The organism is Ornithinibacillus proteolyticus (genome assembly GCF_039581225.1).
In the GTDB taxonomy this organism is placed as follows: domain Bacteria; phylum Bacillota; class Bacilli; order Bacillales; family Amphibacillaceae; genus Ornithinibacillus; species Ornithinibacillus massiliensis.
On the sequence record NZ_JBCPXV010000040.1, the window covers coordinates 1 to 13,661 of the forward strand.

The window sequence follows — 13,661 nt, forward strand, 5'->3', positions numbered from 1 at the left end:
GTTTCTCTGGTTGATATTTACAATGAACATCATTCCCAAAGGGAATAATCATGGAGGAGCCGTATGCGATGACCCGCACGTACGGAACTGCGAGAGGCGCATGAGTGATTCATGCGCCTACTCTATTCTTGTTTAGACCAGCTATTCCATAACTGGACAATAGTACTACCTTATGATAATTTGGGAGTGTAGTTAGCGAAGGGTTGGGACATAAATGGATCATACAGCACTTTTGATAAAAAATGTAACCGTATTCTTAGAGAACACAAGAATTCCTAATGGAAGTCTTATCATTGAACAAGGAAAAATAAGCGAGATCTATCCGGAAAATGAAAAGCCTAAACAGTATCCAAGTCGATTTAAAATGATTGATGGGGAAGGATTATATGCTGTTCCAGGCTTTATTGACGGGCACATTCACGGTGCTAATGGAGCAGACGTAATGGATGGAACAGACGAAGCATTAGATACCATTGCAGAAGCACTACCGAAAGAAGGGACAACTAGTTTCCTTGCAACGACGATTACCCAGTCAGTAGAACAAATTGAACAGGCACTACGTACGGTTGCGGATTATCAACCTAAAGAGAATGGGGCCGAGATAATCGGGATTCATCTGGAAGGTCCTTTTATAGAAGAAAGTAAGAAGGGTGCACAGCCACTAGAGCATATTCGTAGACCAGATAGTGCTCTTTTTGACAAATGGCAGAAGCTCTCTAATGATATGATTAAAACGATTACGATGGCACCAGAGCATGATCCAGAGGGATTGTTTATCCGCCATTTAGCAAATCAGGGTGTCAATATATCAGCAGGGCATACGGCAATTGATTTTAAAGGGATGAAAGAAGCGGTATCCAATGGGGTTAAGCAGGTTACACATTTATGCAATGCCATGACAGGGATACATCATCGAGATATTGGTGTAGTAGGAGCAACATTTCTGTTAGAAGAATTGCGAGCAGAACTTATTGCTGATGGCATCCATGTCGCTCCTGAAATGATAGAAGTAATCTATCGAAATATGGGAAGTGATCGGATAATGCTCATTACGGATGCCATGCGAGCAAAATGCTTACATGCTGGTACATATGAACTTGGTGGTCAAACCGTTTTAGTAGATGAGCATCGAGCTGTACTTGAGGATGGAACACTAGCAGGTAGTATTTTGAAAATGAATCATGGTGTTAAGCAAATGTTGAAGATACAGGATGTTTGTTTAGAGGATGTCATTAAAATGGCGAGCACGAATCCAGCAAAACAACTGGGAGTATACGACCGGAAAGGAAGTATTGCTAAAGGGAAAGATGCAGATATTTTATTAGTTGATGAGAACTTTACGATAAACTATACAATTTGCCGTGGTACGATAGCATACAAAGGAGACGAGTGATATGAACATCATATCTGCCAAGGATTATCAGGGTATAAGCTTGAAAGCTTGTGAATTTATTATTCAAACTATTAAAGAGTTAGACCGGCCAGTATTAGGACTTGCGACCGGCTCTACGCCAGAAGGTCTGTATCAATGTCTAATTAATCGAAATAAAGAGAATCAAGTTTCTTTCCAAGATGTGACCACATTTAATTTGGATGAATATGTAGGGCTAACAGCCAATCATCCGAATAGTTATCGCTATTATATGAATGAAAAACTGTTTCAGCATATTGATATTACGATAGAGAATACATATATTCCAAATGGTTCTGCCGAGGATTTAGAAAAAGAATGTGTAGCTTACGAGGAATTAATTCAACAACACGATTCTATCGATTTACAAATTCTAGGAATAGGCCATAATGGACATATTGGATTTAATGAACCTGGAACACCGTTTACTACCCGAACACATATCGTTGAATTAGCGGAGACTACTCGTAAAGCTAATGCTCGTTTCTTCAATTCATGGGAAGAAGTACCATCACAAGCGATTACGACTGGAATAGGTACGATTATGGATAGTAAACAGATTTTATTACTAGTATCTGGTGAGGATAAAGCTGAAGCATTGTACCGATTGTTACATGGAGAAATTACCGAACAATTTCCAGCATCCGTATTGAAGGACCATCCGAATGTTACTGTAATTGCAGATGAAGCAGCTTTATCAAAAGTGTATCAATAAAAAACTTGGCGTCATGATTGAAACGCCAAGTTTTTTCTATTCCTTTGTACTATCAACCTCGATTTCCACATACTTTTCGCCGATAGCTTGTATGACAGCTTGTCCGTTCGTTAAATCAGTCATCCATTCTTGAAAGGCAGTTTCCTGACCATCTTCTACATAGACAATAAATTCTACATTCTCCAGATACTGTATCGTTTCTAACATATGTTCAGAATTCCGTAATTCATTTTCAAGCTTGCCGAGTAGAGTATAATCGACCATGATGGAAATCCCTTTCATTAATTGTCTTTTAATAATTCCAACTGCTTTAATCGCTTCTGAGGTTGAACTGCCGTAAGCACGGATTAGCCCTCCAGCACCAAGCTTGATTCCACCGAAATATCTCGTGACGACTACTGCGGTGTCTTTAAGATTCTGTTTTTTTAGGACTTCAAGCATGGGCACTCCAGCTGTCCCGCTCGGTTCCCCATCATCGTTTGCCTTTTGGATATGGTCATGCTCTCCAATTATATATGCAGAACAATTATGTGTTGCATCATGATACTTTCTCTTCATTTCCTGGATAAAGCTCTGGGCTTCTTCTTCTGTTTCAACACGTTTAATCGTGCCTATAAATCTTGATTTTTGAATAACGATTTCGTGTGATCCGCCATCTTTATTCACAGTATAATAGTTGGTTAACACAGGAATAAATCCTCCTCCTAGTTGTGTTCTAGTCTAATATAAGGAAAAAATATGTTTGAGTAAAGAAATGTTTGGGTATATGTTACTAGGGTAAATGCAAATAATTAATCATTTTTATAAAAACTTTCCAAATAACCCTATAAAAAAAGATTTTTAGCACGTATAATTATACCATAGGTTGGTGAGTGCTGATGGCAGTAAAAACTAGGGAAAAAGCTTTAGATTATATTCTCAACGAAATGGTAGACGTAGTTGAGAACAGTAAGGATGAGGTTTTTCACATAAGTGAGGAGGCTCGTACGGAGTATGAACGATTGCTTCGAGATTTGGAGTACACCAAGGCTAAAGTATTACGTTACATAGATGAAGGTGACAAATTAGAGCAAAATGTTCGGTACTCAAGAAAGCGTTTATCAGAAGTCAGTAAATACTTTGACCGCTATTCTGAAGATGAGATTCGAGAAGTATATGAATCGACACATGAGCTTCAGACAAAACTAGCCATGCTTCGTCAAGAGGAAAAAGGACTACGTGAAAAGCGTGATGAGTTGGAGAGAAGACTGCAAAACATTGATCATACGATTAAGCGTGCAGAAAATCTTGCCAATAAAATATCTGTCATACTCACATATTTAACAGATGACTTCAGGCAAGTAAACGAAATGATAGAAGAGGCTAAGGAAAAACAGGAATTTAGTTTAAGAATTATTGAAGCACAAGAGGAAGAAAGAAAACGAATTTCTAGGGAAATTCATGATGGACCTGCACAAATGCTTGCGAATATTCTCTTACGCTCTGAATTAGTTGATCGTACCTTCCGTGAAGGAAGTACAGATGATGCTTTAGAAGAAATTCGAAGCTTACGTAAAATGGTTCGTTCATCACTTTATGAGGTTCGTCGTATTATTTATGATCTGCGTCCAATGGCCCTCGATGACTTAGGTCTAATTCCAACGATTAAGAAATATATCACGACTACATCGGAGTACAACAATATCAATATTGAATTTACATCGATTGGTGAAGTAAAACGAATAAATCAGAAGTATGAGATAGCAGTGTTTCGATTAGCACAAGAAGCAATACAAAATGCTGTAAAACACGCGGAATCAACCTTAATTACTGTTAAGATTGAAATATGTACAAGAAATTTAAATTTAATCGTAACAGATAATGGAAAAGGCTTCGATCCATCTATAAAACGAGATAAGTCATTTGGTTTAATGGGAATGAAAGAGCGTGTTGAGATGTTTGATGGTGTAATGGATATTAAATCGACTATTGGAAAAGGTACAAAAATCATTATTCAATTACCCATGGAAGGGCTCTTTTAACATAGATATTATAGAAATTGTCTATCAGATAAACGTAATAGGGGAGAATATTACGTAATGGGGAGGAACAGACAATGAGTTTAGAAAAAGATGTTAGTATCGTCTTAATTGATGATCATAAGTTATTTCGTGAAGGGGTTAAACGTATTTTAGAATTTGAACCATCATTTAATGTAGTAGCAGAGGGTGATGATGGTGCAATGGCAACTAAGCTAGTCCAAGAATATAACCCAGATGTAATATTAATGGATATCAACATGCCAAACATGAATGGTGTACAGGCTACTGCTGAATTAGTACGTAATTATCCTAAATCAAAAGTAATTATCTTATCGATTCATGATGATGAAAGCTATGTAACACATGCACTGAAAACAGGTGCACAAGGATATTTATTAAAAGAGATGGACTCTAATTCACTTATTGAAGCGATTAAGGTTGTTAGTGAGGGAGGCTCTTACTTACATCCGAAAGTAACCCATAACCTCGTACAAGAATATCGTCGACTAGCAAAGGAAAACGTAGCTGTTGGTATAGGTGGAAGCCGAGTAGAATACCATCGCCCTTTACACTTGTTAACTAAACGTGAGTGTGAAGTACTGCAACTTTTAGCGGATGGTAAAAGTAACCGCGCTGTTGCAGAAGCGTTATATATTAGTGAAAAGACGGTTAAAAACCATGTAAGTAACATTCTTCAAAAAATGAATGTAAATGATAGAACCCAAGCAGTAGTATCTGCAATAAGAAAAGGCTGGGTTGAGGTATTATAATTTTTTTCTGAAATAGATCCTTGGTATTGATAATATCAAGGGTCTTTTGTTGTGTGTAGAGATAACCAATATGTTAGGGAGTTCCTTATTGCGGAAAACGCTATATTTTTTCAAATAGCTGGATACAGATTGAAGTAAACAGTTATACTGATTTGGTATATTTTTTTGACTTTAGTTATGTATCCACATATCTTGGTGCATTTTTTATTACATTCATGTAGAATATAAGAAGCACACATTTTGTACAATGAAAATAAAAAATTGGAGAGGAAGGGAAGAAATGAAGGTTGCTGTAATGACTGACAGCACTGCATATATTCCAAAGGATATGCGTGACGCTTACGGAATACATATGATTCCGCTAAGTGTGAACTTTGGCGATGAAACATATCAAGAGGAAATTGATATTTCAACAGAAGAATTTTATCGAAAGATTAAAGATGTAAAAGAACTTCCAACTACTTCTCAGCCTGCTATTGGTCTGATTACGGAAAAATTAGAAGAACTAAGTAAAGAGTTTGATGCAGTGATATCGGTTCATTTATCTAGTGGTATTAGTGGTACTTACCAAGCAGTAGTAAGTGCTGGGGATATGGTAGATGGAATCGATGTTTATGCCTTTGATTCTGAAATTAGTTGTATGGCTCAAGGTTTCTATGCCATAGAAGCGGCTGAAATGGCAAAGGAAAATAAGTCACCAGAAGCAATCATGAATCGTTTACATGAAATGCAGGAAACAATGCATGGATTCTTTATGGTAGATGATCTTACTAATCTACATCGTGGTGGCAGACTTAACGGAGCACAAGCACTTGTTGGTAGCCTTCTACAAGTGAAACCGGTGCTACACTTTGTTGATAAGATTATTGTTCCTTTTGAAAAAATTCGCACCCGTAAAAAAGCACTAAATCGTATCTTAAGTATGTTAGAAGAGGATGCTAAGGAAGACAAGGTAGCGAAAGTAGTGTTTGTTCATGCAAATGATGAACAAGCTGCTATTGATTTAAAAGAAGATTTTAATGAGAAATACCCCAATACGGAAGCCCTAATTAGCTACTTCGGACCTGTAATTGGTACGCATGTTGGTGAAGGTGCAATTGGAGTATGCTGGTACTATAAATAAGCAATCATTTTATTTTTTATATTCATGGCTGTCAGGATATCTGGCAGTCTATCCTTTTAAAAGAAAGTGAGTGAGGATATGACGAATATATTAGAATCTTCCAAACGACCTCCTGATATATATCAATACGCTGGTAAATTACTTCTCCAATCGGAACTTCCTGCTGATGCTAACCTCCAACTGTTTACCTCAATCCCATCTATAATGAGAAAGCCATTTTCCTTTACATGTATGCGCTGTGGAAATCATAAGCACTCCTTATTTGGCAAGATACCCTGTGCTAAATGTAATAAGACACATCTTTACTGTAGGAATTGTATTCAAATGGGTAGAGTGATGGAATGTGAGTCGTTATATTATTATTCTGGTGAAGAGCCAACTTGGACTAACTATCCTTCGCCAATGACCTGGAAGGGGGAGCTTACTCCTGCTCAACAACAGGCTTCTAGTAAACTAGTACAAGCTATACAGGATAGAATGGAAGCGTACTTAGTTTGGGCAGTTTGTGGATCTGGAAAGACCGAAATGCTTTTTGAGGCTATTGAAAAAGGATTACAGCTTGGAAAAAGGATTTGTATTGCCACTCCTCGTGCTGATGTTGTCCGTGAATTGAAACCACGAATCCAGTCCGCTTTTCAAGAAGTACCAATCCAAGCTTTTTATGGTGGAAGTAAAGAGAGAGACGGGTCCACACAACTCATTATTGCGACAACCCACCAGCTATTACGCTTCCATAAAACCTTTGATATCATGATTATTGATGAAATTGACGCATTTCCATATCATAATGACCCCACTCTGGCCTTCGCAGTAAATCGTGCAAAGAAATCGACCAGCACTACGATATATTTAACCGCGACGCCAAGACAAGACCTTCGTAATCGCATTGCACGTAAACAGCTCCCACATACGTTTGTTCCGATTCGCTATCATGGCCACCCACTACCTGTTCCACAAATGGTCATAAGTTATTCCTTGAAAAAATCATTGAAACAAAATAAGCTACCTAAGCCTTTAATAAACTGGATGACCCATAGAGAAAATACGAAACGGCAGATGCTACTGTTCGTTCCAACCATCGAACTGGCGGAGAACTTAGCGACCATGTTGAGGGAAATGAGGAATTTACCTTTCCAAGCAATTGATTCCGTTCATTCGGATGATGAGGAAAGAATAGAGAAGATTAATCAATTCAGAAATCGAGAAATTGATCTACTAATATCCACTACCATATTAGAGCGAGGGGTTACGTTTCCATCTGTAGATGTGATGGTATTGGATGCAGGACATGCGGTATTTGATGAAGCGGCATTAGTTCAAATTGCTGGTAGGGCTGGAAGAAGTGCAGATGATCCAACCGGAGAAGTAATATTCTTGCATGAAGGGAGAACAGAGGCAATGGTTCAGGCCATCCAATCGATTAAGCAAATGAATAAAAGAGGGGGATTTTAGAGGATGAATTGTTTATGCTGTCATGAAGAAATAATCATTGAGTTGGACTGGGCTAATTTTTTGTTCCCGCCAAAGTCTAGCAAGCTTTGTGATAATTGTAAACGGCAGATGACGCTCCTTCATGGAAATCGGTGTAACCGGTGTAGTCGTGTAACAGAAGATAAAATATGTGATGATTGCTTGCGATGGCAAAGGTATTATGATGGGGTCGATGTACTCGAGTATAATTACTCTGTCTATACGTATTCTTCATTTATGCAAGACCTAATAGCGAAATGGAAATACCGAGGAGATTATGAGCTCGGTACAGTATTTGAAGATTCCTATTCCACATTCTTCCAAAAAGCATTTGCTTCGATTAAAGATGCTGTTATCATTCCAATTCCTTTGAGTATGGAAAGACTTCACGAGAGATGTTTTAATCAAGCAGAAATGTTAGCTTCATTTTTATCCCTTAAGAAAATGAATATCCTATCCCGCACCCACGGTGAAAAACAATCCAAAAAGTCTCGAAACGAAAGAATTTATTCTGAAAATCCATTTATATTGCAGGAAAAACTAAACAATCCTGTCATTCTTGTCGATGATATATATACAACAGGTACTACGTTACGTCATGCAGCCAAGTTATTGAAAGATGCCGGATGTCCCGAAGTATATTCTTATACGTTAATTCGTGGATAATTGGTATGGTGTGGTATGATAATGTTATGAGGAGAAATGATGGAAATGGCTGAATTAACCAACTGTACAAAATGTGGCAAAGTATTTGTGAAAAATCTTCGAGATATTTGTCAAGATTGCTATAAGGAAGAAGAAGCTGCATTTAAGATAGTATATGAATTTCTAAAAAAACAAAAAAATCGAGAAGCTACATTACGAGAAGTGGTGGAAGCAACAGGAGTAGAGGAAACATTAATAACGAAATTTATTAAGGAAAAAAGACTACGTACTTCGATGTTTCCAAAGCTCGGATACCCATGTGAACGATGTGGAACCCCCATTACGACTGGTAAAATATGTACTTCATGTTCCGTTGAACTTCATAAGGAACTGAATAATATAGATAAGATTGAAAAAGTAGTAGAACGGAATAAAGAATCGCAACCAAAAGAGAATATTTATTATACGTTAGACAAACATCGTAGATAATACTTTACTTAATAGATAATATGCCGATATAGAAAGTAAGTATCAATTCGATCGGATTATTAGTGAGGTGATCTTATGAAAATAAATGGACCTAATCAAACGAATTTTAACCCATATAAGAATCAAATCCAACAGCAAATGGATAGGAAGAAATCCGCTAAGCCACAGGATCAATTACAGATTTCGTCTCAAGCGAAGCAATTACAGGAAAATACAAAAGCAAATGCTAAGCGTGAAGCATATGTGCAAGAAATAAAGAATCGTGTTGAATCAGGCGAGTATACCATCGATTTTGAAAAAACAGCACAAAAAATGATCGATTTCTGGTCGAAGCAATAAGAGGAGGACTCACCAATTGTCCGTACAAGTAATTATTGAAAAGCTCGAAAAGCTAATAGTGGCTCATGAACAATTGTTAGACCTTTCAAAGGAAAAAACAGCTATCGTTAAAGAAGGCAATGTGGAAAATTTGCAACCTGTATTAATAAAGGAACGTAAAATCCTACAGCAAATCACTCAACTAGAAGAGAGTCGGCAGAAAGAAGTGGAGGATTGGTTTGCGAATCATGGCCTAACCAATGAGGAAGCAACCGTTACTAATTTAGTTAATCAACTAAGTAATCATGAAGAGCAGAAAGCGATAGAAGAAAGTGCTGTTCGCTTAACGGAAGCTATCGTGAATTTAAAACAACAGGAACAATTGAACATGGCACTAATTCAACAGTCTATGCAGTTTGTTCAGCTTTCCATTGATTTACTGAGCCCATCGTTAAAAAACTTGAATTATGGAAAAGAGCAAGAGAAATCACAGATTAATCGCTCGGTCTTTGATTCAAAAGCATAAGAAAAAATGATAGAGAAGGAGAAATGAAATGAGTACTTTCCACGGCTTGGAAATGGCGAAAAGAGCGCTATTTACCCAACAATCTGCTTTATATACAACTGGTCATAATATTTCAAACGCGAATACAGAAGGTTATTCGAGACAACGTGTTAATTTTGAGACGTTGCCAGGTTATCCAAGTGGTTCAATTAATCGTCCACAAATACCTGGCCAACTTGGACAAGGTGTACAAGCTGGGTCAGTGGAACGTATTCGTGATAAATTCTTAGATCTTCAATTTCGTTCGGAAAACAGTAAAGCGAGCTATTGGGAAACAATGTCCGAATCCCTTTATCGTGTGGAGAGTCTTCTAAATGAACCTTCAGATAGCGGTTTATCTAGCACGATGGACAAGTTTTGGCAATCATTACAGGATTTAGCGGGTAATCCTGAAAATTCTGGTGCTAGATCTGTTGTCGTCCAACGTGGGCTAGCAGTAGCAGATACATTTAACTATATAAGAGAAAACCTAACGAAGATGCAAGCAGATGTTAGCAATCAGATTGATGTAACCATTGGTGATGCAAATTCTATTCTTCGTCAGATTAATCGAATTAATGATCAAATTAAAGAACTCGAGCCACATGGCTATGTAACAAATGACCTATATGACCAGCGTGATAACTTAATTGATAAATTATCCGGTATTGTGAATATAAAGGTTCATCGAGATCCGAGTTCAGAAAGCGCACTAGATATTGCGGATGGTCTAGCTAAAATCGAATTAGTACAAGATAATGGACAGTCCTATCCTACCCCTATTTTTCTTTTAGAACCAGGTGAAGAACCAGTAGAGTTTGGTCTAAATGAAGAGAAGGAAATAACGCTAAATGGTGAACCGGTAGAACTTCCTTCAGGCTCGTTAAAAGCATTAAATGATGTACTAGGAACAAATAACGCAGATGAGAACACGGTATCATTTACAACGCTTCTTAACCAGTTGGATGAGTTGGCGCAAACCTTTGTTGATAAGTTTAATGAACAGCATGCAGAAGGTAAAGATATGAATGGTCAAGATGGAACGGATTTCTTCCAATATAATGATGGCGTCATGACAGTAGTTGCTAGTTTAGTAGATGACCCTAATTTAATTGCAGCTAGTGAAAATGGAGATAGTGGAAATGGAGCTAATGCATTAGAATTAGCCAAAATGTTTGAAGATAAAAATGAAGACGATGCTATTAATGGAAAGTCGATAAAAGGCTTTTACCAAAGTATGATTGGTAACTTAGGTGTGGCAGCACAGGAAGCAAATCGAATGGCAAATAATACGGTAATCCTTCGTTCTCAAGTGGAAGAGCAGCGGATGTCAGTAAGCTCTGTTTCACTTGATGAAGAAATGACGAATATGATTAAATTTCAACATGCCTATAACGCAGCAGCTAGAAGTATGACTGCAGTGGATGAACTTTTAGACCGAATCATTAACAATATGGGAATTGTAGGAAGGTAGGAATGTGAAATGCGTGTAACACAATCAATGTTATCTAATAATATGCTACGTAATTTAACGAATAGTTACGCTAATCTGGGAACCTATATGGATCAATTGACTACTGGTAAAAAAATCAACCGACCTTCTGATGATCCTGTTGTTGCGGTAAAAGGAATGGACTATCGTACCCAAGTATTACAAGTGGAACAGTTCCAACGTAATACAGGTGAAGTACATAACTGGATGGACAATACCGATGCTGCACTAGATCAGGCAACAAAAGCACTTCATCGCATTCGGGAACTAGCTGTTCAAGCTAGTAATGATACGTATGATGATGCAGAAAGAATGAACATAAAAGCAGAAGTTGAACAACTTAAGCAACATTTAATTGATATCGCCAATACAAATGTTAACGGTAAGTATATATTTAATGGAACAAATACAGATGTTAAACCAATTGAAGACCCTAATAATATAACAGATTTGGATTCGAGTCCAGTAAATATTGAAGTATCAAGTGGTATTGTTATTAAAGCAAATGTAAATGCTAATGAAATATTTGGAAGTGAAGCATTTAGTAGAATAGACGAATTAATCAATGCTCTAGGTGGAGAGGAAGGCACTATCGATCAGGCAGCAATTGAATCTAGTATCGCATCAATTGACGAGAATATTGACAATGTTCTTAATGCTAGAGCCGATTTAGGGGCTAGAATGAATCGCTTAGATTTAATCGATAATCGTCTTAGTGCCCAAAAGATATCTGCTACACAAATGATGTCGAAAAATGAAGATATTGATTTTGAGGAAGTTATTACGAAGCTTATTACACAAGAGAGTATTCATCGTGCAGCATTATCAACAGGATCTAGAGTCATTCAACCAACATTAATTGATTTTCTAAGGTAAACAAGCCCTAACCCGAATAAGGGTTTAGGGTTTTCTTTTTGATACTGCCAAAAGTCTATTTCGTTTACGGTGCTAAATTTTTTAAAATGAGGGATGGATTGGAATGGAATTACCACAAATTAGGATGCAATCTCAAATGGCTAGAATTACTATGATGACACAGCCTGCTATGCAAGAAATTCGCCAACCGAAAGCAGACTTGTCTATTCACCAACCACATGCAGAACTATCCATAAGAACGATCCCGTCCAAGCTCACGATAGATCAAACCCAAGCCTGGGCAGATATGAATCTTAAAACAGCCCCTCTATCGATTGAGGAATTCGCTCAATTAGGCATGCAGGGGGCGCAGGAAGGCACGGCTAGAAGAGCAGCACAAGGCACAGAACTGATGAAAATAGAAAATACCGATAACCCTCTCATTAGCCAAGCAGTTCAAAATGCTTTTCGACCAGAACGTCCATTAGGTATCCAGTTTATACCATCCGTATTCTCTGTTAACATTAACTATCAGCCTTCAGAGGTAGAAATTGATAGTAAACCAAACAAGCCGATCATCGAAACGCAGGTAAATAAACCGGAAATAAACTATACACCTGGCTCTGTTGATATCTCGCTTGCTCAGTATGCAGAGCTAGACATTGATTTTATAAATCTATTTCCAACTGATAAACAATAAAAAAGGGTGGTTGTCTTGAAAATACCAACTAAATATCTTGGTGATGTGGTAATTGATAAAGAACAAATAATACATTTTCAATCTGGTATCCCTGGATTTGTAGAAGAGAAGGAATTTGTACTCCTAAATATCCCAGGTAACCCAGTGTTTCAATTTTTACAATCAGTAAAATCAGAAACACTTGCATTTGTCGTCACGAATCCGTATCAATTTTATAGTGAATATACATTTGAATTGGATGATTCTACTATAGAAGCTTTGGAAATAAACAGTGAAGAGGATGTTTTAATAGCATCCATTGTAACCTTAAAAGCACCCTTTGAGTCTAGTACCATTAACCTTAAAGCGCCAGTTCTAATTAATCAGAGAAAGATGCTTGGTAAACAGTATATATTGAATACTGATAAATATGAAAGCAAGGCATCCATTAAACCGACTACAGCTGGAAAAGGGGTGTAGTAATGCTAGTACTAACACGGAAGCGAAATGAAGCAATTCAAATTGGTGATAATATAGAAATTACAGTATTAGCAATTGAAGGGGATCAAATTAAGCTTGGCATTACTGCTCCGAAATCTGTAGAAATACACCGTAAGGAGATTTATATAGAAATACAGAATCAGAATAATGAAGCAGCCAACGTTTCAGCGGATTTGTTCGATTTATTAAGTAAGAAGAATGATTCATAAGTCATTGCTAAACATTTATTCTATTTAAACCGATATAAGAAGAAATATTTGTAAGGAGTTGCAGAGGATGCGAGTAGAATCTGTATCAGTTGGAACAAAATCCTTGCAAAGCAGTGAAAACAACCATAGACAATTAGCAGAACCTAATACTGTTGTGCAAGAACTAAATGTAAAAATAAATCCAGAATCCACTAAGAAACAGATAGAAACAGCAGTGGATAAGTTAAATGATTTTATTGAACCATTAAAAACTAGTCTTAAATTTCAATTCCATGAAGAATTGAATGAATATTATGTTGCTGTTGTTGATCCAAACACGGATGAGGTGATTAAAGAAATTCCTCCTAAAAAGATATTGGATATGTATGCAGCAATGGGAGAGTATATGGGGTTTTTAATTGATAAGAAGATATAAAAGG

The 13,661-nt window shown here is 37.2% G+C and carries 17 protein-coding genes; 16 read left to right on the top strand and 1 reads right to left on the bottom strand.

Going from position 1 to position 13,661, the window contains the following annotated elements; all coding sequences use genetic code 11:
• Nucleotides 1–214 precede the first annotated feature (214 nt).
• Together nagA and nagB are read left to right on the top strand one after the other, a co-directional pair.
• Entirely contained in the window at nucleotides 215–1,393 is a 1,179-nt protein-coding gene (gene nagA / locus AAIB49_RS15545) for an N-acetylglucosamine-6-phosphate deacetylase (protein ID WP_343458552.1), read from the top strand.
• Nucleotide 1,394: 1 nt separating this feature from the next.
• Nucleotides 1,395–2,126: a glucosamine-6-phosphate deaminase gene (gene nagB, locus AAIB49_RS15550; RefSeq protein WP_339213848.1), complete on the top strand. Its 732-nt coding sequence runs from the start codon at nucleotides 1,395–1,397 to the stop codon at nucleotides 2,124–2,126.
• A gap of 36 nt (nucleotides 2,127–2,162) precedes the next feature.
• On the opposite strand, the gene AAIB49_RS15555 is transcribed toward nagB, so the two are convergent.
• On the bottom strand, nucleotides 2,163–2,813 hold the full coding sequence (locus AAIB49_RS15555; RefSeq protein ID WP_339213850.1) for a YigZ family protein: 651 nt from the start codon (nucleotides 2,811–2,813) through the stop codon (nucleotides 2,163–2,165).
• A 191-nt stretch (nucleotides 2,814–3,004) separates the two neighbouring features.
• Between AAIB49_RS15555 and AAIB49_RS15560 the strand changes: the two genes are divergently transcribed.
• From AAIB49_RS15560 to flaG, 14 genes are all read left to right on the top strand, one after another.
• Nucleotides 3,005–4,147, top strand: a complete 1,143-nt coding sequence (locus AAIB49_RS15560) for a sensor histidine kinase (RefSeq protein ID WP_343458553.1) — start codon at nucleotides 3,005–3,007, stop codon at nucleotides 4,145–4,147.
• A gap of 74 nt (nucleotides 4,148–4,221) precedes the next feature.
• Nucleotides 4,222–4,917, top strand: a complete 696-nt coding sequence (locus AAIB49_RS15565; RefSeq protein ID WP_343458554.1) for a response regulator — start codon at nucleotides 4,222–4,224, stop codon at nucleotides 4,915–4,917.
• Nucleotides 4,918–5,197: 280 nt separating this feature from the next.
• Entirely contained in the window at nucleotides 5,198–6,040 is an 843-nt protein-coding gene (locus AAIB49_RS15570; protein ID WP_343458555.1) for a DegV family protein, read from the top strand.
• Nucleotides 6,041–6,364: 324 nt separating this feature from the next.
• Nucleotides 6,365–7,492 (top strand): ATP-dependent helicase ComFA, encoded by a 1,128-nt coding sequence (locus tag AAIB49_RS15575; protein WP_343458556.1) that lies wholly within the window; start codon nucleotides 6,365–6,367, stop codon nucleotides 7,490–7,492.
• A gap of 3 nt (nucleotides 7,493–7,495) precedes the next feature.
• Nucleotides 7,496–8,176 carry a ComF family protein gene (locus AAIB49_RS15580; protein WP_343458557.1) on the top strand — a complete coding sequence of 227 codons (681 nt, stop codon included), beginning with the start codon at nucleotides 7,496–7,498 and terminating at the stop codon, nucleotides 8,174–8,176.
• A gap of 45 nt (nucleotides 8,177–8,221) precedes the next feature.
• Complete coding sequence (locus AAIB49_RS15585; protein ID WP_343458558.1) at nucleotides 8,222–8,644, top strand: TIGR03826 family flagellar region protein; 423 nt, start codon at nucleotides 8,222–8,224, stop codon at nucleotides 8,642–8,644.
• 75 nt (nucleotides 8,645–8,719) lie between these two features.
• Complete coding sequence (gene flgM, locus AAIB49_RS15590) at nucleotides 8,720–8,983, top strand: flagellar biosynthesis anti-sigma factor FlgM (protein ID WP_339213862.1); 264 nt, start codon at nucleotides 8,720–8,722, stop codon at nucleotides 8,981–8,983.
• A 16-nt stretch (nucleotides 8,984–8,999) separates the two neighbouring features.
• Complete coding sequence (locus AAIB49_RS15595; protein ID WP_343458559.1) at nucleotides 9,000–9,488, top strand: flagellar protein FlgN; 489 nt, start codon at nucleotides 9,000–9,002, stop codon at nucleotides 9,486–9,488.
• 28 nt (nucleotides 9,489–9,516) lie between these two features.
• Nucleotides 9,517–10,980, top strand: a complete 1,464-nt coding sequence (gene flgK, locus AAIB49_RS15600) for a flagellar hook-associated protein FlgK (protein WP_343458560.1) — start codon at nucleotides 9,517–9,519, stop codon at nucleotides 10,978–10,980.
• A gap of 9 nt (nucleotides 10,981–10,989) precedes the next feature.
• The gene (flgL, locus tag AAIB49_RS15605; protein WP_343458561.1) at nucleotides 10,990–11,874 is read left to right on the top strand and encodes a flagellar hook-associated protein FlgL; all 885 of its coding nucleotides are present in this window, start codon (nucleotides 10,990–10,992) and stop codon (nucleotides 11,872–11,874) included.
• Between the two features lie 124 nt (nucleotides 11,875–11,998).
• Nucleotides 11,999–12,553: a DUF6470 family protein gene (locus AAIB49_RS15610; RefSeq protein ID WP_343458572.1), complete on the top strand. Its 555-nt coding sequence runs from the start codon at nucleotides 11,999–12,001 to the stop codon at nucleotides 12,551–12,553.
• Nucleotides 12,554–12,559: 6 nt separating this feature from the next.
• Entirely contained in the window at nucleotides 12,560–13,012 is a 453-nt protein-coding gene (fliW, locus tag AAIB49_RS15615; RefSeq protein ID WP_343458562.1) for a flagellar assembly protein FliW, read from the top strand.
• A gap of 2 nt (nucleotides 13,013–13,014) precedes the next feature.
• Nucleotides 13,015–13,242, top strand: coding sequence for a carbon storage regulator CsrA (gene csrA, locus AAIB49_RS15620; protein ID WP_343458563.1), 228 nt, complete (start codon nucleotides 13,015–13,017; stop codon nucleotides 13,240–13,242).
• A 67-nt stretch (nucleotides 13,243–13,309) separates the two neighbouring features.
• Nucleotides 13,310–13,657, top strand: a complete 348-nt coding sequence (gene flaG, locus AAIB49_RS15625) for a flagellar protein FlaG (RefSeq protein WP_343458564.1) — start codon at nucleotides 13,310–13,312, stop codon at nucleotides 13,655–13,657.
• Nucleotides 13,658–13,661 lie beyond the last annotated feature (4 nt).